The organism is Serratia sp. BIGb0163, assembly GCF_024809935.1.
Classification (GTDB): Bacteria; Pseudomonadota; Gammaproteobacteria; order Enterobacterales; family Enterobacteriaceae; genus Serratia; species Serratia quinivorans.
In genome coordinates this window covers 485,034-504,534 of sequence record NZ_JANUDZ010000001.1, presented here as the reverse complement: position 1 = coordinate 504,534, position 19,501 = coordinate 485,034, and the positions used below count along the sequence as shown (strand labels likewise).

Sequence of the window (19,501 nt, the reverse complement as noted above, 5' to 3'; positions counted from 1 at the left end):
GCAGCAGCGCGCGGGCGGTATTCTCAACGGTTAGCCGTTTTTCATCGCTTCCAACTCTTCCCAACGGGCGAAGGCTTCTTCCAGTGCCCCTTCGGCCGTAGCCAGCGCCGTCAGCACCTGTTGCGTTTCGCTGTGAGGACGCGTGAAGAAATCAGCATCGCTCATTTGTGCCTGCAGCGCAGTAATTTCCGCTTCCAGTTGTTCCAGGCGTTGCGGCAACTGCTCCAGCTCACGTAGCAGGTTATAGCTCAGTTTAGCCGCTGTTTTCTTTGGCTGTTCAGCCTTTTTTTCTGCTACGGGCTTGTTCTGTTCAGCCGTAACCTGGCGGATCGGTTTAGCCGTCGCGCGTTGATGATGCGCGTCGTAATAACCGCCAACGAAGGTGCTGATCTCACCGTTGCCTTCAAAGATCCAGCATTCGGTCACCGAGTTATCAACGAACTGACGATCGTGGCTGACCAACATCACGGTGCCCTGGTAGCCGTCGATCAGCTCTTCCAGCAACTCCAGCGTTTCAACATCCAGGTCGTTGGTAGGTTCATCGAGGATCAATAAGTTACTAGGCTTCAGGAACAGTTTGGCCAGCAACAGACGGTTACGCTCACCGCCCGACAAGGCTTTCACCGGCGTCATCGCGCGTTTAGGGTGGAACAGGAAGTCCTGCAGATAACCCAATACGTGGCGTGAACGGCCGTTGACCAATACTTCCTGCTTACCTTCCGCCAGGTTGTCCATGACCGTGCGCTCCGGATCCAGATCCGCACGGTGCTGGTCGAAGTAGGCCACTTCCAGCTTGGTCCCGCAGTGCACACGGCCGCTGTCGGCTTTCAACTGGCTGAGCATCAGTTTCAGCAGCGTAGTCTTGCCGCAGCCGTTCGGACCAACCAACGCAATTTTGTCGCCACGCTGCACCTGGGCGGAGAAATTACGTACCAACACTTTGCCGCCAACCTGATAGTTAACGTCTTCCATCTCAAACACGATCTTGCCGGAGCGTACCGCTTCTTCCACCTGCATTTTGGCGGTGCCCATCACTTCACGGCGTTCGGATCGCTCGTTACGCAACGCCTTCAGCGCACGAACGCGGCCTTCGTTACGGGTTCGACGCGCCTTGATGCCCTGACGGATCCACACTTCTTCCTGCGCCAGCTTGCGGTCGAATTCGGCGTTTTGCAGCTCTTCCACCCGCAGCGCTTCTTCTTTGCTCAGCAGGTATAAATCGTAGTTGCCCGGCCAGGACACCAGCTTGCCGCGATCGAGATCGACAATGCGCGTCGCCATATTGCGGATAAAGGAACGGTCGTGGGAAATAAACACGATGCTGCCCTGGAACTCTTTCAGGAAGCCTTCCAGCCAATCGATGGTTGAAATATCCAGGTGGTTGGTCGGTTCGTCGAGCAACAGTACGCGCGGAGAACTGACCAGCGCTCGGCCCAGTGCCGCTTTACGCAGCCAGCCGCCGGAGAGCGAGGAAAGTTCCGCATCCCCATTCAGGCCCAACTGCAGCAGCACTTCGCTGATGCGGCTATCGAGCTGCCACAGGCCCTGATGATCGAGGATCTCCATAATCTGCGCCATACGCGTCAGGTTTCTTTCGCTTGGGTCGGTTTCCACCAGGTGCGAAATCGCGTGGTAGGCTTTCAGGTGTTCCGCCTGCTCGGCGACGCCTTCGGCCACGAAATCAAACACCGTACCGCCGATATTGCGCGGGGGATCCTGTTGCAGGCGCGCCACAATCAGATCCTGCTCGTAAATCACCCGGCCATCATCCAATGGAATTTCTTTGCCGAGGATCTTCAACAGCGTGGATTTACCGGCGCCATTGCGCCCAACCAGACAAACGCGTTCGTTGTCTTCAATATGAATTTCGGTGTTGTCTAAAAGTGGTGCATCGCTGAAGGACAGCCAGGCACCGGACATGCTAATTAACGACATAGTAATTATTTTCCTTCGCCGGCATGGGTAAGCAGCCAGCAGTTATGAATTTGACGGTTACGGGCAAAGTCCTGCGACTGCGTCTGGGCGGTAATTTCTTTCGCCTCCAGACCCAATGCGCTCAGGCCGGCCATATCCATCTGGAAACCGCGCTTGTTGTTCGAGAACATGATGGTCCCGTTACGACGCAGTAACCGTTTCAAATCTTGCATCAGCGCCAGGTGATCGCGCTGAACGTCAAAAGTGTTCTCCATCCGCTTGGAGTTGGAGAAGGTCGGCGGATCGATAAAGATCACATCGAATTGTTCGTCGGCATTTTGCATCCACGACAGGCAATCCGCATGGATCAATCTGTGCTGTTTGCCGGTCAGGCCGTTAACCCGCAGGTTTTTCTCCGCCCATTCCAGATAGGTGCGCGACATATCCACCGTCGTGGTGCTGCGCGCCCCACCCAGCCCGGCATGCACGCTGGCGGTGCCGGTATAGGCAAACAGGTTGAGGAAGTCTTTGCCTTTGCTCATCTCCCCCAACATGCGGCGGGCAATACGGTGGTCGAGGAACAGACCGGTATCGAGATAGTCAGTCAGGTTAACCCACAGCTTGGCGTTGAACTCTTCCACCAGCAGGAATTCGCCCTTCTGCGCCAGTTTTTCGTACTGGTTTTTACCTTTCTGGCGTTCGCGGGTTTTCAGGATCAACTGGTTGGACGGCAATTCCAGCACCGCCAACGTGGCGTTGATCACGTCGAACAGGCGTTGACGAGCCTTCTGAGCATCAATGGTTTTCGGCGGCGCATATTCCTGCACCACGACTTTGCTGCCGTAGCGATCCACCGCCACGTTATATTCCGGCAGGTCAGCATCGTACAGGCGGTAGCACTCAATGCCCTGCTGTTTGGCCCACTTGTCGAGCTTCTTCAGGTTTTTGCGCAGACGGTTGGCAAAATCTTCCGCCACCTGTACGCCACCGGCACCCAGCGGGTTTTCTGCCAGTTGGTAATTTTTCTGCACGCAGTCCAACGGGCCATTTTTTGCCTTGAACTGGCGCTCGGCACGCAGTTGCAGGCAGCTCAACAGTTCCGGTGAGGCGCTGAACAGTGACAACTGCCAGCCACCAAAAGCGCTTTTCATGATACGACCCAGCATATTATGCAAGGCAATCAACGCCGGTTCGCTTTCCAGACGCTCGCCGTATGGCGGGTTGCAGACTACGGTTCCCGTCGGGCCTTCCGGCAGCGGGTTGGTCAGTTTGGCTACGTCGTTGACGTTAAAGGTAATCAGTTCGGCGACGCCGGCACGACGGGCGTTGCCGCGCGCCATTTCAATCACCCGGCGATCGATATCGGAGCCGAAGAAACGCGAGGTGGTTTCCTGCAGGCCACGACGGGCGCGTACCTGCGCTTCGGTGATCACTTCACGCCACAGATCGACGTTGTGACCATTCCAGGCGGTAAAGCCCCAGTGTTGACGATGCAGGCCAGGTGCGCGATCGGAAGCAATCATCGCCGCTTCGATCAGCAGGGTACCCGAACCACACATTGGATCCAGCATTGGCGTGCCCGGCTGCCAGCCAGAACGCTGTACAATCGCCGCTGCCAGGCTTTCTTTCAGCGGTGCCTGTCCGGTCAGATCACGATAACCACGCTGGTGCAGACCTTCACCGCTCAGATCCAGCGCTACGCTGGCCATATCGCGCTGCAGGAAGACATTGACGCGAATGTCCGGCTGCTGCTTCGCTACCGTCGGGCGTTGTTCAATCTTGCGGGTAAAACTGTCGACAATGGCGTCCTTGACCTTTAGTGCGCCATACTGGCTGTTGCGGATCTCTTCGTTAACGCCACTGAAGTGAACGGCGAAAGTTTTATCCACACCAAAAATGCTCGTCCAGTCGATCGCCTGTACGCCCAGGTACAAATCCAGATCGCTGTGTACGCGGAATTCATTCAACGGCAGCAAAATACGTGAGGCCAAACGGCTCCACAGCAAGCTTTGGTACAGAAGACGATCGTCACCCTGAAAATGTACCCCACCCTGTACGACTTTACAGGCGTGAGCGCCCAGCGCTTCGAGTTCGCTTTTTAACAGTTCTTCCAGTCCACGCGCCGTGCTGGCAAACAGAGAGTTCATATCGTACTTATCACCAAAAAGAAAATTGTTGCGCATTATAGCTAATCCAGACCGCTTGTCATAAAGTTGCTCCCTTCTATTTACTAATCGCGCGGAGACAAGGGTGATTACGCTAGCCAAACTTTACGTTCATCCGGTTAAATCGCTTCGGGGTTTGCAGCTTTCTCACGCCCAGGTTTCCAGTAGTGGCCTGGCTTTCGATCGCACTTTTATGATCACCGAGCCGGATGGCACCTTTATTACTGCGCGGCAATATCCGCAGATGGTGTTATTCACTCCGGCACTGCTGGCAGACGGCCTGTTCCTGACCGCGCCCGACGGAGAAAGTGCCGCCATCCGCTTTAGCGATTTCGCCGCCGAAGCGCAACCGACCGAAGTCTGGGGTAACCATTTCACCGCCCTGATTGCACCGCAGGCAATTAATAGCTGGCTGAGCGGCTATTTCCAGCGTGACGTGCAATTGCGTTGGCTCGGCCCGGAGCTGACCCGTCGCGTTAAAAAACACCCGGAAATCCCCCTGTCCTTCGCCGACGGTTATCCCTACCTGCTAATTAACGAAGCCTCGTTCAACGACCTGCAACAGCGCTGCCCCGGCAGCATCAAACTGGAACAGTTTCGCCCGAATCTGGTGGTGACCGGCGCCAGCGCCTGGGCAGAAGATAGCTGGCAGGTGATCCGCGTCGGTGACGTGATGTTTGACCTGGTGAAACCTTGCAGCCGCTGCGTGCTGACCACCGTCAGTACCGAACGTGGGCGCAAACACCCGAGCGGCGAACCGCTGAGTACCCTGCAGAAATTCCGCACCGCCGATAATGGCGATGTCGATTTTGGCCAGAATATGGTGGCGCGCAATAGCGGCATTATCCGCGTTGGCGATGCCGTTGAAGTGTTATCCACCAAGCCGCCACGCCCTTATGGCGCAGGTAAAGTGGTGGAAAGCGTGCAGGCACCGCAGGACAGTGCGCAGAACGTCACTATTGATTACGCTGGAACGGTGTTTACCGGCAACAATCAGCAGATCTTGCTGGAGCAGTTGGAACAGCAAGGGCTCCGGGTGCCTTATTCATGCCGTGCGGGGATTTGCGGGAGTTGTCGCATAACCTTGGTCAATGGCGAAGTGGCACCGCTGAAGAAAAGTGCGGTGGCCAACAATGGCACCATTCTTTGCTGCAGCTGTATTCCCAAAAGCGATTTGACGCTGGCGTAATCGGCCTTACATCGCCCTGTCGTAAGCCGGGGCTGAGGCTTCATCCTGCGCGCAGGGTTTCAGGCGATCGTGCATCACTTTGATGGCATCGCCCAGCACCATGGTGCGGCCGGCCAGTGAAAGCTGGTTCTGCGCCAGCAGGCACAGGCTGGCGTTATCACCGGCTTCCACCACCAGCAGGCGGGCTTCAATGCCGCTTTCCATCACCTTAACCGCCGCCAGTTCGCCGTTCTTCGGCTGCAACGGGTAATGCTGCTGCGAGAAATGCCAGCTCTTCGGCATCAGCGGTTTCAGGAAGCGATAAGCCACCAGGGCATTTAATACCAGTTCCGCACGCTGCTCGTGGCTGAGCTTTATCTGTTTGCACTGCTCTTCATAATTAAAATAAAGCGCGGCGTCATCGACACAGAAAGAGCATTCATCGAAGGCATCCGGGGTTAACATTTTGGCCGGGAAACGCGAGCGAAAGATCATCCCATTGGCTAAATCCAGCATTAGCCGATCGTGTTCAGCGTCAAAATACCAACGCCAATTATCGTCAGGTTTTATCTTCATCTCTTATCCTTCTCGCTGCCCATGCCACGCAATATTTACCCCAAAAGGTGATTTTATCACCACTAAAGTCGCTTAAACATCGGATAATTCCGCGAACGATATTTATGCTAGTGGACAAAATATAGACGAGCCGGGGGAATAAATAAACCCCCGGCGGAAAATGAAAGGAAAAATATTAGATGTAGTTAACGATATCTTTAATCAGGCGTGGACCCTTGAAGATAAATCCGGAATAAATTTGCACCAGTGAAGCCCCTGCCGCCATTTTTTCCCGCGCCGCCATCAGGGAATCAATTCCGCCAACGCCGATAATCGGCAAGCGCCCTTGCAGCTCAAGTGACAAACGACGGATCACTTCGGTGCTGCTCGCCTGCAGCGGACGACCACTCAGACCCCCCATTTGCTCACAATAATTCAGCCCCTGGATCAATTTACGATCCAGCGTGGTATTGGTCGCGATCACGCCATCTATATTATGACGCACCAGGCTGTCGGCTATTTGGATCAATTCTTCTTCAGAAAGATCCGGTGCGATCTTTACTGCTACCGGTACATATTTGTGATGACGCTCATGTAATTCCTGCTGCTTATTTTTAATCGCGGCCAGCAGATCGTCCAACGCTTCGCCATACTGTAAGGATCGTAATCCTGGGGTATTAGGTGACGAAATGTTAATCGCGATATAACCGGCATACGGATAAACTTTATCCATGCAGATTAGATAATCGTCTTTTCCTTGCTCAACCGGGGTGTCTTTATTCTTGCCGATATTAATCCCCAGAATACCGCCGAAATGGGATTTCTTAACGTTTTCAACCAGATTATCAACGCCCTGGTTATTAAAACCCATGCGGTTGATCAGGCCTTCGGCTTCCACAATACGGAACAGGCGCGGTTTGTCATTGCCCGACTGCGGGCGCGGCGTCACGGTGCCGACTTCGACAAAACCAAAACCCATAGCGCCAAACGCATCGATACACTCGCCGTCTTTATCCAGACCGGCGGCCAAGCCCAAAGGGTTTTTAAAAGAGAGCCCCATGCAGCTTACCGGTTTGGTCGGCACAGACTGACGAATAAGGAATTCTAACGGGGTACCGGTGACACGGCGAAGCTGTTGAAAAGTCAATTCATGCGCACGCTCGGGATCGAGCTGGAACAACGCTTTTCTGATGAGGGGGTAGTACATGTACTCTCCTGATTTCCCGGTTGCAAACCGGGGGCGTATTATCCGGTATCCCCTGACCAATTGGAATTGATTAAAAGCAAAAAAAAGCGTTTTTTACGCAATCGTTTTCCCCCTTCTGAGCCAAAACCGCCGCCAATCCGCATTTGCGCATAACAAAATCGAAAAATGAGATTTAAGTAACTCCCCTTATTACTGATAGGTTTAAAACACTTCTCGACAATTTCATGATTAAACCTAACTTTTAGTTATAAGGAGTGGTAATGCGCGTTATATCACTGGCCGGCAGCCCTCGCATCCCATCACGCTCGGCGGCACTGCTTTCTGTGAGTAAAAACTGGTTGCAGCAGCAAGGCGTAGAGGTGATCTCCTATACCCTGCATGATTTTGATGCCGAAGATTTACTGTATGCCAATTTTAACAGCCCGGCGATCAAAGCCTTTACCGAGCAACTGGCACAGGCAGATGGCCTGCTGGTCTCGACACCGGTGTATAAGGCTTCGTTTTCCGGCGCGCTGAAGACCCTGCTGGATCTGCTGCCAGAGCGTGCGCTGGATCATAAGGTGGTATTGCCGCTGGCCACCGGCGGTTCCATTGGCCATATGTTGGCAGTGGACTACGCCCTCAAGCCGGTTCTGGCGGCGCTGAAAGCGCAGGAAGTGCTGCACGGGGTATTTGCCGATGACAGTCAGGTGGTGCTGGACGGGGAAGAGGTCACCCTGGCCGAAAATCTGGCTGTCCGGCTGGAAGAAGCCCTGGAAAGCTTTTATCTGGCGTTGGGCCGCCGCAAGCCGCCGAGAGCCAGGCTCTCCCCTTCCCTGTTGGCCCGCCAAACCGCCTGACGGCACAGCATATAAGGAAATAAACATGAAACGACTTTCTTCACTGGGCCGTTGGCTGGGCACCAGCGCATTGGCAGGCATCCTCTCATTGGCATGGACCAATGCCGCCAGCGCACAGGATCCGGCGCAGTTTCGCATTGGTTACCAAAAGGGATCGGTCAGTCTGGTACTGGCAAAAACCCATCGGCTGTTGGAACAGCGTTTTCCCAACACCAAAATCAGTTGGATCGAATTCCCCGCCGGCCCGCAAATGCTTGAAGCGCTGAACGTCGGCAGTATCGATCTGGGCAGTACCGGCGATATTCCGCCGATCTTCGCCCAGGCTGCCGGTGCAGATCTGCTGTATGTCGGCGTAGAGCCACCAAAACCCAAGGCAGAAGTGATCCTGGTACCGGAAAACAGCCCGATCAAAACCGTCGCGGAGCTAAAGGGCCACAAGGTTGCCTTCCAGAAAGGCTCCAGCTCCCACAATTTGCTGCTGCGCTCATTGCAAAAAGCCGGGCTGAAATTCACCGATATTCAGCCCGTCTATCTGACCCCGGCCGATGCCCGCGCCGCCTTCCAGCAGGGCAATGTCGATGCCTGGACAATTTGGGATCCCTACTATTCCGCGGCCTTGTTGCAGGGCGGCGTGCGGGTACTGGGTGACGGTACCGATTTGAATCAAACCGGCTCCTTCTATCTAGCGGTGCGAACTTATACCGAGGCCAATGGACCCTTTATTCAACAGGTACTCGTTACGCTGACCCAGGCTGATGCGCTGACCCTAAGCGACCGTGCGCAAAGCGTCACGCTGCTGGCCAATGCCATGGGCCTGCCGGAGAAAGTGATTTCGACCTATTTGGATCACCGCCCGCCCACCGCCATCAAACCTCTGGATGCGCACACCATAGCCGCTCAGCAGCAAACGGCCGATCTGTTTTATGCCAACCGCCTGGTGCCGGTAAAAGTCGATATTTCGCAACGCATCTGGCACCCAAGCGCACAATAATTTAGGAGAACTGACGATGAGCCTGAACGTATTTTGGTTTTTACCCACCCACGGTGACGGTCACTATCTTGGCAGTACTGAAGGGGCCCGCAGCGTCGATTACGGTTATTTGCAGCAAATTGCCCAGGCTGCCGATCGATTGGGTTTTGGTGGCGTGCTGATCCCTACCGGCCGCTCCTGTGAAGACTCCTGGCTGGTGGCCGCTTCGCTGATCCCGGTCACCCAACGACTGAAATTCCTGGTAGCCCTGCGCCCCGGCATTATTTCACCCACTCTGGCGGCACGCCAGGCAGCGACGCTGGATCGTCTTTCCAACGGCCGGGCACTGTTTAATCTGGTTACCGGCGGCGATCCTGATGAATTGGCGGCGGAAGGTCTGCACCTGAATCACGAAGAACGCTACGAGGCCTCGGCAGAATTCACCCATATCTGGCGCAAGGTGCTGGAAGGAGAAACCGTCGACTTTAACGGTAAACATATTCAGGTAAAGGGCGCAAAACTGCTGTACCCACCGGTGCAACAGCCACGTCCACCGCTCTACTTTGGCGGATCCTCCGCCGCTGCGCAGGATCTGGCAGCCGATCAGGTTGAAATGTATCTCACCTGGGGCGAGCCGCCGGCGCAGGTAAAAGAAAAAATTGCCGAGGTACGCGCCAAGGCCGCAGCCAAAGGTCGCCAGGTGCGTTTCGGTATCCGCCTGCACGTCATCGTGCGCGAAACCACCGAGGAAGCCTGGCGAGCTGCCGACCGGCTGATTGCCAATCTGGATGAAAAGACCATCGCCGATGCCCAGCAGGCCTTCGCTCGGTTTGACTCCGTAGGGCAACAACGGATGGCGGCATTGCACGGCGGCAAGAAAGACAATCTTGAGATCAGCCCCAATCTGTGGGCCGGGGTGGGTTTGGTGCGCGGCGGTGCCGGAACCGCGCTGGTGGGCGATGGCCCGACGGTGGCAGCGCGTATGCAGGAATACGCCGATCTGGGCATCGACACCTTTATTTTGTCCGGTTACCCGCATCTGGAAGAGGCCTATCGCGTTGGCGAACTGCTGTTCCCACATCTTGATCTGGTGGAAAACCAGGCGCCCGCACCACGCCGACCAGCCAAAGCACAGGGCGAAGTGGTGGCCAATATTTATATTCCACAAAAAGCATCGCAAAGCTGAGGAGCCGCACTATGGCAAACGGCACACAACGAATCTTGTACCGGTTGGCCCCCTGGGCATTGCCGGTAGCGCTGGTGGCAGTCTGGCAAATATCCGTGGAAGCGGGCTGGCTGTCGAACCGCATTCTGCCGGCGCCGAGCGCCGTAGTGACCGCTTTCTGGTCCCTGACCAAGAGCGGCGAGCTGTGGCAACACCTGACCATCAGCAGTTGGCGCGCGTTGATCGGTTTTAGCATTGGCGGCAGCATCGGGCTGGCGCTGGGCTTTATCACCGGCCTGTCACGCTGGGGCGAACGCCTGCTGGACAGTTCCGTACAGATGATCCGTAACGTACCGCATCTGGCATTAATCCCGCTGGTGATCCTGTGGTTTGGTATCGATGAGTCCGCCAAGATTTTTCTGGTGGCATTGGGCACCCTGTTCCCTATCTATCTCAATACCTATCACGGTATCAAGAATATCGATCGGGGCCTGCTTGAAATGGCACGCAGCTACGGCCTGAGCGGTTTCCAGTTATTCGCCCAGGTGGTTTTACCGGGCGCCCTGCCCTCGATCATGGTCGGCGTGCGTTTTGCATTGGGCTTTATGTGGCTGACACTGATCGTCGCCGAAACCATTTCCGCCAATTCGGGGATTGGCTACCTGGCGATGAACGCCCGTGAATTCCTGCAGACCGACGTGGTGGTGGTGGCCATTGTGTTGTACGCCCTGCTCGGCAAGTTGGCGGACGTCAGCGCCCAATTGCTGGAGCGCGTCTGGCTGCGCTGGCATCCGGCCTATCAACTCAAGCAAGGAGAAGCGCTATGACAACTCCCGCACGTATTCCCCAGGGGACTCCAGTCACGCTGGAATCCATTGCCAAGCAATACGGTAACCGCAGGGTACTCGACAATATCCAGTTACGTATCAGCGCCGGCCAGTTCGTCGCCGTGGTTGGCCGCAGCGGTTGCGGCAAAAGCACGCTGCTGCGTCTGATGGCCGGGCTGGAGAATGCCAGCAGCGGCGCGTTATTAAGCGGCAATGCGCCACTCGCCAATGCCAGGAACGAGACTCGCCTGATGTTTCAGGACGCCCGCCTGCTGCCGTGGAAAAAGGTGATCGACAATGTCGGCCTCGGCCTGCGGGGTAATTGGCGAGCCGATGCATTGCAAGCGCTGGAAACCGTTGGGCTGGCCGATCGCGCCAATGAGTGGCCGGCAGCCTTGTCCGGCGGGCAAAAGCAGCGGGTGGCGCTGGCTCGCGCACTGATCCACCGTCCACGCCTGTTGCTGCTGGATGAGCCCTTGGGCGCGCTGGACGCGTTAACGCGGATTGAAATGCAGGGCCTTATCGAAGGGCTATGGCAACAGCATGGTTTTACCGTACTGCTGGTGACGCACGACGTCAGTGAAGCCATTGCGCTGGCGGATCGGGTGATTTTGATTGAGGAAGGGCGTATCGGGTTGGATTTGACCATTGACCTGCCGCGTCCACGCCGTAAGGGATCGGCCAGGCTGGCAGAGCTGGAAGCCGAAGTGCTGGACCGGGTACTGTCACCGCCGCCGTTGGCTGAAGCCGTACGTCGGGTCGCGAATTAAAAAAGGGACGGCATGCCGTCCCTTGTTCGGTTTACGCGTCGAGCGCTTTGGTGATCTTCTCGAACAGGTCGCCGGACAGGTTCTCCAGCCCCTTCAACTGCTCAAGTGCTTTGCGCATCAACGCCTGACGTGAAGCATCATAGCGTTTCAAACGGATCAGCGGCTCAATCAGGCGTGCGGCAATTTGCGGATTGCGCTGGTTCAGATCGCTGAGGATCTCCGCCAGGAACTGATAACCACTGCCGTCCGCCGCGTGGAACGCCGCCGGGTTGGCAGAAGCGAAACCGCCGATCAACGAACGAGTGCGGTTGGGATTGCTCAGGCTGAATGAACGGTGTTTCAGCAAGCTACGCACCTTGGTCAACACGTCCGCCGCCGGGCTGGTCGCCTGCAACACGAACCACTTGTCCATCACCAAACCATCCTGATGCCAGCGCTCATCGAATGCCGTTAACAGCGCATCGCGGCAAGGCAACTGTGCCGCTACCGCCGCCGCCAAAGCCGCCAGTGAGTCGGTCATATTGTCTGCCTGACGATACTGCTCGGACACCAATCGGTCGGCCAGCGCTTCATCGCCAAAGGCCAGATAGCCCAGGCACACATTGCGCAGCGAACGTTTGGCGATGTCAGCGTGTTCCACCCGGTAACCGTCGGTTTTATTGGCGTTATAAACCGCCAGCCACTCGTCGGCCATTTCCTTGGCCAGGCAACGGACGATCGCTTCGTGCACCGCAGCGATCGCTTCGGGATCGATGGTCGCGAACAGTTCGGCAATTTCACCTTCCGATGGCAACGTCAGGATTTGCGCGGCTAATGCCGGATCCAACGTTTCGTCCAACAGCACGGCGCGGAACGCATCAGCAACGTGTAATGGCAGCGACAACGGTTGTTTCTGCTGATGTTTGGCAACGTTCAGTTTGATATAGGTGGCCAGCAGGCTCTGTGCCGCATCCCAGCGGGCAAATTCATTGCGCGCATGCTGCATCAGGAAGGTCAATTGCTGATCGCTGTACGGATAATCCAGCTTCACCGGCGCGGAGAACTCGCGCAGCAGGGACGGTACCGGCTTGTGCGCCACCCCGTCGAACACGAAAGTCTGCTCCGCTTCGGTAACGTTCAAGACGTTATTGACCGCTGAGCCGTCTTTCTGCAGAGCAATCACATTGCCTTGTGCGTCGTACAGTTCGATATCCAGCGGAATATGCAGTGGCAATTTCTGCGGCTGATCGGCGGTCGGTTCGGTCTTCTGGCTAACGTGCAGGCGATACTGCTGGTGCTCGGCATCGTATTCATCGCGCACGGTGAGCAATGGCGTGCCGGACTGGCTGTACCAGCGGCGGAACAACGACAAATCAACGTTGGATGCATCCTCCATCGCCTGAACGAAATCATCGCAGGTGGCCGCGCTACCGTCATGACGCTCGAAATACAGCTGGATGCCTTTCTGGAACTGCTCTTCGCCCAGCAGCGTGTGCAGCATGCGGATCACTTCGGATCCTTTCTCATACACCGTCAGGGTGTAGAAGTTGTTCATTTCGATCACTTTGTCCGGACGAATGGCGTGCGCCATCGGGCTGGCGTCTTCGGCGAACTGCGCACCGCGCATCACGCGCACGTTATCGATGCGGTTAACCGGACGTGAACCCAGATCAGAACTGAACTCCTGATCGCGGAACACCGTCAGCCCTTCTTTCAGGCTGAGCTGGAACCAGTCGCGGCAGGTCACGCGGTTGCCGGTCCAGTTGTGGAAGTATTCGTGGCCAATCACCGCTTCAATATTCAGATAATCTTTGTCGGTGGCGGTTTCGGCTTTTGCCAGCACGTATTTGGAGTTAAAAATATTTAACCCTTTATTCTCCATCGCCCCCATGTTGAAGAAGTCGACCGCGACGATCATATAAATGTCGAGATCGTACTCAAGTCCGAAACGGGTTTCGTCCCATTTCATCGAGTTCTTCAGTGAGGTCATCGCCCAATCGGCGCGATCCAGGTTGCCACGGTCAACGAACAGCTCCAGCGCCACTTCACGCCCGGAGCGGGTGGTGAAACTGTCGCGCAGCACGTCAAAATCACCGGCCACCAGCGCAAACAGGTAACAAGGTTTTGGGAACGGATCTTGCCACTGCACCCAGTGACGTCCGTCTTCCAGCTCTCCCTGGCCTACGCGGTTACCGTTTGACAACAGGAACGGGTAACGAGCCTTGTCAGCCACAATGCGGGTGCTAAAGCGGGCCAGTACGTCCGGGCGATCCAGATAATAGGTAATATGGCGGAAACCTTCGGCCTCACATTGAGTACACAGCGCCTCACCGGACAGGTACAAGCCTTCCAGCGCGGTGTTTTTCGCCGGGTGAATATCATTGACGATGGTCATGGTAAATTGTGCTGGCAATTTCTCGATAACCAGCTTGTTATCCTGCAACTGATAGGCAGTCCATGGCTGGCCGTCGATCTCAATACTCACCAGCGTAAGGTCTTCACCGTTCAGTACCAGTGCCGCGTCGGCTGCGCCCTGGCGTTTAATCTTGCTGACGGCAGTGACGCGAGTGGTCTCTGAGTCCAGCTCAAAATCCAGGTCAATGTCAGTGATGGTGTAATCTGGTGCACGATAATCGTGGCGATATTTCGCCTGTGGCTGTTGTGTCATAAAAACCCTTTGACGTCTCAGTGAGTTACAGGTGCCAGGCTTTCATCTTGAGGTTATTTCGCCGTGGGTAAAGAGCAGAAATTTCGATGAGCCTGATTGTAAATAAACTGTATCACAGCTACAAAAAAAACCCAGAGATGCCGGGCCACCAGTGCGGAGAAATCGGAGGTGGATCCTAATATTGTCGACGAATTGCCCACCCAGTCAGGTGCCTTGACCTGATGCAGCATAAAAATCAGCATTTAATGCTAAAAAACCCTCTTCAGTTTACACGCCTGCTCAAGCTTCAGAAAGCGGGTGAAAAGTACGGTTTTTTCAGCGCTCATGGGCAAACAGCGGCGGCGCAGCAGCACTTTTCTGCCCGCAGCCGCTCGCTGGGTATAGTTAAGACAGCCTGGGAGACTCAATGATATAATTAACAAATCTGGCTCAAGGACGCGCGGTGCGTATGAAAGTAAAATATCTGATCTATTTTTTTACCTTTGCCCTGATGTCCTCTTTCGCCCTGTTCATTTCCGACGAGTTGGTCGAGGCCGAAACCGGCTATCGCGACAACCAGCTTAACCTGTACAAAATTACCCGCGCCAAACAGATTTCAGAGGCTTTTCAGGCCACCTTATTGGCGCACCGTCTGAAACGCCTGAGCCTGGTCGATCCTCACATTACTTCGCAGCAATGGCAGGAAGCGGATCGAATAGCTCGGGAGAAAATTGCCCGCTTTCGCCCCCATATTGACAGTGATATCTCGCAACAGCTTGGCATTCGGCAAAAAATCGCTGCACTCTCCATGCTCAACCTGATGGAACAATTGCTCAATAGTGACAATCTGCAGCTTTCGCTCGTTACCGATGCCAATGCCAACGCCAACCTGTTTAATATCAACAGCGCCTACTACATTTCTCAGGCCAGCAAAAGCTATTACCGCTATAGCTACGACAACCGCATGGTCGATGCCGATTCATTTCTGTTTCTGGAAGCCGTACGGCTGAATAACCGGCTGAACCTGTCCGTCACCGAACTTATCGATCAGGTTATCGATGTCAATATCAACCCGTTGGAGCGTAAAGTCGCTTATTTGAAAGCCGTTCAGCTCACCGGAGTATTAAGTTCTTTAAGCGCCCGGCTGATATTTATGAAGCTGAGCTATAACGATGTGCAAACCACGTTCCTGGTGAATGATATTCTTGAGCAAATATCGACCAAAAAGATCGGCCAGATTACCAACGGACTCTATACTGCCGTCGATACTCACAGTCTCTATCCCACCAGTTCAATTTATCAGTACGTTAAAAACCTGACAGAGCTTTCACAACGGCTTTTCCAGCGTAGTTTTGAAATGGAGATCGCCGCCTCTCAGCATAAGATCTATAACAGCCAGACCGCCATTTACGGCATGATTTCCCTGGGTGGCCTGATCGCCCTGTTTATTTTTCTGCCAACGCTGGTTTACTGTTCAAATATCAGCCGCTGGTTAACGAAAACGCATAATAATATTTTGCGGCTGTCGCGCGGGAATATGAACATAGTGCCTAATGAGGTGTTTTACGGTCAGGAGTTAATGGCCATCAGCGATGCCATTAAACAACTCAAACAGTATCAGTTGGAAAAGGTCACGCTAGAAAACGAAAAGCATCTGCTGATCAAAGAGCTGGAAGCCTCTTCATTCCTTGACCCCTTGACCAACATCTATAACCGGCGCAAATTTTTCCGCGAGTGCGAATCGCTGGCCGCCAGCAGCTACCCGCTGGCCTTCTGCCTGATTGATATTGATAACTTCAAAAATCTCAACGATAACTACGGTCACCACATAGGTGACCAGGTGTTGGTGGCATTCGGCAAACTGCTGCAAAGCACCTTCCGCTCCAGTGATATTTTCTGTCGCTATGGCGGTGAGGAATTCGCCGTGATCCTCGGGAACTGTACGCTGGAGAATGCACGCGAAGTAATATCCAAGCTACGCGAGCGAACTCATCAATTCACCCTGACACTGGCCGATGGGCAAAAGGTCCGCTTCACTACCAGCTGCGGCATTGCACAGGTAAGCGATATCCGGCTGCTGCCAACGGCGATCAAACAGGCGGATGAAGCGCTCTATTTCAGTAAAAATAACGGTAAGGACCGGATCGGCATTTACACCCCAACCGGTTTTATCTGAATTGTTGTTTAAAATAATTAACATTATAATTTTTATGACTAATTAGCCTAAGTCATTCACCTTACAGGCTTATCTGGCTTTTCTGCCGCCATCCTGATGGCAAGCCAGCATAAAGGCACGTTTAATCCTCGACCCGCTCCGATGAATTGTGGTGTGATGCAGCTTCAATAACAGGATAATCCGGGTATACTCCCCCCACTTTTTTTGATTATCCGGATTTGGACACGCGCCTGACGAGGATGCAGTAACGCGCTATGACTCAATACGCCTCCCCGATTTTGACATCACTGCTTGATACTGATGCCTACAAGCTTCATATGCAGCAAGCAGTGTTTCATCGCTATCCCGCTATCAGCGTGGCGGCGGAATTCCGCTGCCGTGGTGACGAGCTGCTTGGCGAATATGCCGACGAAATTGGTGCGCAAATCGCACTGATGAGCCAGTTGGCGCTGACAGACGCTGAGTTCGACTATCTCTCAGGGCTGCCCTTCTTCCGTGAGGATTACCTGAACTGGCTGCGCGATTTCCGCTACGATCCGCAACAGGTCCAGATCGAGAACCACGCGGGCAAGCTGCATATTCGCATTGCCGGCCCGTGGCGCGAAGTGATCATGTGGGAAGTCCCACTGCTGGCGGTAATCAGCGAAGTGGTACATCGCCATCGCTCACCGGATGTCACGCCAGAGATGGCGGTAGCCCATTTGCGCAACAAGCTCGCACAGTTTAAAGCCATGAGTAGCGATGTGGATATTTCTCGCTTCAAGCTGATGGACTTCGGCACCCGCCGCCGTTTTTCACAGGCTGTGCAGCAGGCAATCGTCGGCACGCTGAAAAACGAATTCCCGTATCTGGTGGGGACCAGCAACTACGATCTGGCGCACCAGTTGGATCTTGCACCGGTTGGTACCCAGGCTCATGAATGGTTCCAGGCTCATCAGCAGATCAGCCCGGTGTTGGCCAACAGTCAGCGGGCGGCACTGCAGGCCTGGCTGGATGAATACCCGGATCAGCTTGGTATTGCACTGACCGACTGCATCACCATGGATGCCTTCCTGCGTGATTTCGGCCCGCAGTTTGCCCAACGCTATCAGGGCCTGCGCCATGACTCAGGCGATCCGTTCGAATGGGGCGAAAAAGCCATCGCGCATTTCCAGAAGCTGGGGATTGATCCGATGAGCAAAACTCTGGTGTTCTCCGATAACCTGGATCTGGACAAAGCACTGGCGCTTTACCGCCACTTCTACCAACGCGTCAACCTGGTGTTCGGTATAGGTACGCGTCTGACCTGCGATATTCCCGGGGTTAAACCGCTGAATATCGTTATCAAACTGGTCGAATGCAAAGGCAAACCAGTGGCTAAACTCTCCGACAGCCCGGGTAAAACCATCTGTCAGGATCAGGCCTTTGTAAAAGCGTTACGCAAAGCCTTCGATCTGCCGCTGGTAAAAAAAGCGAGCTAGCCCCCTGCCCGATAAACGTTAAAAAGCCGGCTGAAGACCTCACGCCGGCTTTTCCTTCTTTATATAGTCCTTCTCGTTGTTCCCTTTTCGCCCAGCCCCAAGAAATGTTGCACCAATCCGGCGATTTCTACTTGTGCTCTGCACCGCGGCAAGTAACATAGCAACATCCCCATATTCTTGGGTTATAAGCTATTTCTAAACCAAATTATTAAAGAGAGAAATCTATGAGCGTAGTGCCTGTAGTCGACGTACTGCAAGGCCGTGCTGCGGTTGACAGTGAAGTCACCGTACGCGGTTGGGTGCGTACCCGGAGAGATTCTAAAGCTGGTATCTCCTTCCTGGCCGTCTATGACGGTTCCTGCTTTGATCCGTTACAGGCCGTCGTTAATAATTCTCTGCCGAATTATCAGGATGAAGTGCTGCATCTGACCACGGGCTGTTCCATTGAAGTCACCGGTATTGTTGTGGCATCTCCGGGCGAAGGTCAGAGTTTCGAACTGCAGGCAACCGCGATTAAAGTGGTTGGCTGGGTTGACGATCCGGACACCTACCCGATGGCGGCCAAACGTCACAGCATCGAATACCTGCGCGAAGTGGCTCACCTGCGCCCACGCACCAATCTGATCGGTGCCGTTGCCCGCGTACGTCATACGCTGGCACAGGCCATTCACCGTTTCTATCACGAGAACGGCTTCTTCTGGGTTTCCACCCCGCTGATCACCGCCTCCGATACCGAAGGTGCCGGTGAAATGTTCCGCGTTTCAACTCTGGATCTGGAAAATCTGCCGCGTACCGATAAGGGTGCAGTCGATTTCAGCCAGGACTTTTTCGGCAAAGAAGCCTTCCTGACCGTTTCCGGCCAGTTGAACGGCGAGACCTATGCCTGTGCGCTGTCGAAAATTTACACTTTCGGCCCCACTTTCCGCGCCGAGAACTCCAACACCAGCCGCCACCTGGCGGAGTTTTGGATGATCGAACCGGAAGTGGCGTTTGCCGATCTCGAAGACATCGCCGAGTTGGCGGAAAAAATGCTGAAGTATGTATTCCAGGCCGTATTGAACGAGCGTATGGATGACATGAAGTTCTTCGCCGAGCGCGTAGACAAAGATGCTATCGATCGCCTGCAGCGTTTTGTTACTTCTGACTTTGCTCAGGTTGATTACACCGAAGCGGTGGAAATCCTGATCGCCTCAGGTCAGACTTTCGAAAACCCGGTTTCCTGGGGTATCGACCTGTCTTCCGAACATGAGCGTTATTTGGCCGAGAAACACTTCAAAGCGCCGGTAGTAGTGAAAAACTACCCGAAAGACATCAAAGCTTTCTATATGCGTATGAACGATGACGGTAAAACCGTTGCCGCAATGGACGTTCTGGCTCCGGGCATTGGTGAAATCATCGGCGGTGCTCAGCGTGAAGAACGTCTGGACGTACTGGATCAGCGTCTGGAAGCCATGGGGCTGAATAAAGAAGACTACTGGTGGTATCGCGATCTGCGTCGTTACGGCACCGTTCCTCATGCCGGTTTCGGTTTGGGCTTTGAGCGTTTAATCGCCTATGTCACCGGCGTTCAAAACGTGCGTGATGTCATTCCGTTCCCGCGGACTCCACGTAATGCAACCTTTTAATTAATCAGATAATACATTTTCTAATTAATTTAGT

General features: G+C 54.5%; 15 protein-coding genes. 10 read left to right on the top strand and 5 right to left on the bottom strand.

Translation table 11 applies throughout. The features are described from left to right. Positions 1-30: 30 nt before the first annotated feature. Both M2406_RS02320 and rlmKL read right to left on the bottom strand, forming a co-directional pair. Complete coding sequence (locus M2406_RS02320) at positions 31-1,935, bottom strand: ABC transporter ATP-binding protein (protein WP_012006171.1); 1,905 nt, start codon at positions 1,933-1,935, stop codon at positions 31-33. A gap of 5 nt (positions 1,936-1,940) precedes the next feature. Next, positions 1,941-4,061, bottom strand: coding sequence for a bifunctional 23S rRNA (guanine(2069)-N(7))-methyltransferase RlmK/23S rRNA (guanine(2445)-N(2))-methyltransferase RlmL (gene rlmKL / locus M2406_RS02315; RefSeq protein ID WP_012006170.1), 2,121 nt, complete (start codon positions 4,059-4,061; stop codon positions 1,941-1,943). Positions 4,062-4,164: 103 nt separating this feature from the next. On the opposite strand from rlmKL, the gene M2406_RS02310 reads away from it, so the two are divergent. Next, the gene (locus M2406_RS02310) at positions 4,165-5,268 is read left to right on the top strand and encodes a YcbX family protein (protein WP_115182818.1); all 1,104 of its coding nucleotides are present in this window, start codon (positions 4,165-4,167) and stop codon (positions 5,266-5,268) included. Between the two features lie 6 nt (positions 5,269-5,274). Here the strand turns inward: M2406_RS02310 and M2406_RS02305 are convergent, their stop codons facing one another. Both M2406_RS02305 and pyrD read right to left on the bottom strand, forming a co-directional pair. Beyond that, entirely contained in the window at positions 5,275-5,823 is a 549-nt protein-coding gene (locus M2406_RS02305; protein ID WP_012006168.1) for a cell division protein ZapC, read from the bottom strand. Positions 5,824-5,998: 175 nt separating this feature from the next. Further along, complete coding sequence (gene pyrD / locus M2406_RS02300) at positions 5,999-7,009, bottom strand: quinone-dependent dihydroorotate dehydrogenase (protein WP_012006167.1); 1,011 nt, start codon at positions 7,007-7,009, stop codon at positions 5,999-6,001. 260 nt (positions 7,010-7,269) lie between these two features. On the opposite strand from pyrD, the gene ssuE reads away from it, so the two are divergent. The 5 genes from ssuE to ssuB are packed head-to-tail and all read left to right on the top strand — an operon-like array spanning position 7,270 to position 11,580. Beyond that, entirely contained in the window at positions 7,270-7,848 is a 579-nt protein-coding gene (ssuE, locus tag M2406_RS02295; RefSeq protein ID WP_115182819.1) for an NADPH-dependent FMN reductase, read from the top strand. 25 nt (positions 7,849-7,873) lie between these two features. Further along, positions 7,874-8,839, top strand: coding sequence for a sulfonate ABC transporter substrate-binding protein (locus tag M2406_RS02290; RefSeq protein ID WP_259188378.1), 966 nt, complete (start codon positions 7,874-7,876; stop codon positions 8,837-8,839). Positions 8,840-8,855: 16 nt separating this feature from the next. Next, positions 8,856-10,004 carry an FMNH2-dependent alkanesulfonate monooxygenase gene (gene ssuD / locus M2406_RS02285; RefSeq protein ID WP_012006164.1) on the top strand — a complete coding sequence of 383 codons (1,149 nt, stop codon included), beginning with the start codon at positions 8,856-8,858 and terminating at the stop codon, positions 10,002-10,004. An 11-nt stretch (positions 10,005-10,015) separates the two neighbouring features. Continuing rightward, positions 10,016-10,810 (top strand): aliphatic sulfonate ABC transporter permease SsuC, encoded by a 795-nt coding sequence (gene ssuC, locus M2406_RS02280; RefSeq protein ID WP_017892295.1) that lies wholly within the window; start codon positions 10,016-10,018, stop codon positions 10,808-10,810. Then, complete coding sequence (gene ssuB / locus M2406_RS02275) at positions 10,807-11,580, top strand: aliphatic sulfonates ABC transporter ATP-binding protein (RefSeq protein WP_259188375.1); 774 nt, start codon at positions 10,807-10,809, stop codon at positions 11,578-11,580. Before ssuC ends, ssuB begins: the two co-directional genes overlap by 4 nt. 31 nt (positions 11,581-11,611) lie before the next feature. Here the strand turns inward: ssuB and pepN are convergent, their stop codons facing one another. Continuing rightward, positions 11,612-14,227 carry an aminopeptidase N gene (gene pepN, locus M2406_RS02270; protein WP_259188372.1) on the bottom strand — a complete coding sequence of 872 codons (2,616 nt, stop codon included), beginning with the start codon at positions 14,225-14,227 and terminating at the stop codon, positions 11,612-11,614. A gap of 221 nt (positions 14,228-14,448) precedes the next feature. On the opposite strand from pepN, the gene M2406_RS02265 reads away from it, so the two are divergent. The 4 genes from M2406_RS02265 to asnS all read left to right on the top strand — a co-directional run bounded on the left by M2406_RS02265 (position 14,449) and on the right by asnS (position 19,467). Next, complete coding sequence (locus M2406_RS02265; protein ID WP_017892292.1) at positions 14,449-14,637, top strand: hypothetical protein; 189 nt, start codon at positions 14,449-14,451, stop codon at positions 14,635-14,637. Positions 14,638-14,675: 38 nt separating this feature from the next. Continuing rightward, positions 14,676-16,382: a GGDEF domain-containing protein gene (locus M2406_RS02260; protein WP_115182824.1), complete on the top strand. Its 1,707-nt coding sequence runs from the start codon at positions 14,676-14,678 to the stop codon at positions 16,380-16,382. A gap of 254 nt (positions 16,383-16,636) precedes the next feature. Further along, complete coding sequence (pncB, locus tag M2406_RS02255; RefSeq protein ID WP_012006159.1) at positions 16,637-17,842, top strand: nicotinate phosphoribosyltransferase; 1,206 nt, start codon at positions 16,637-16,639, stop codon at positions 17,840-17,842. A 224-nt stretch (positions 17,843-18,066) separates the two neighbouring features. Continuing rightward, positions 18,067-19,467, top strand: coding sequence for an asparagine--tRNA ligase (gene asnS / locus M2406_RS02250; RefSeq protein WP_135344431.1), 1,401 nt, complete (start codon positions 18,067-18,069; stop codon positions 19,465-19,467). The last annotated feature ends 34 nt before the right edge of the window (positions 19,468-19,501 follow it).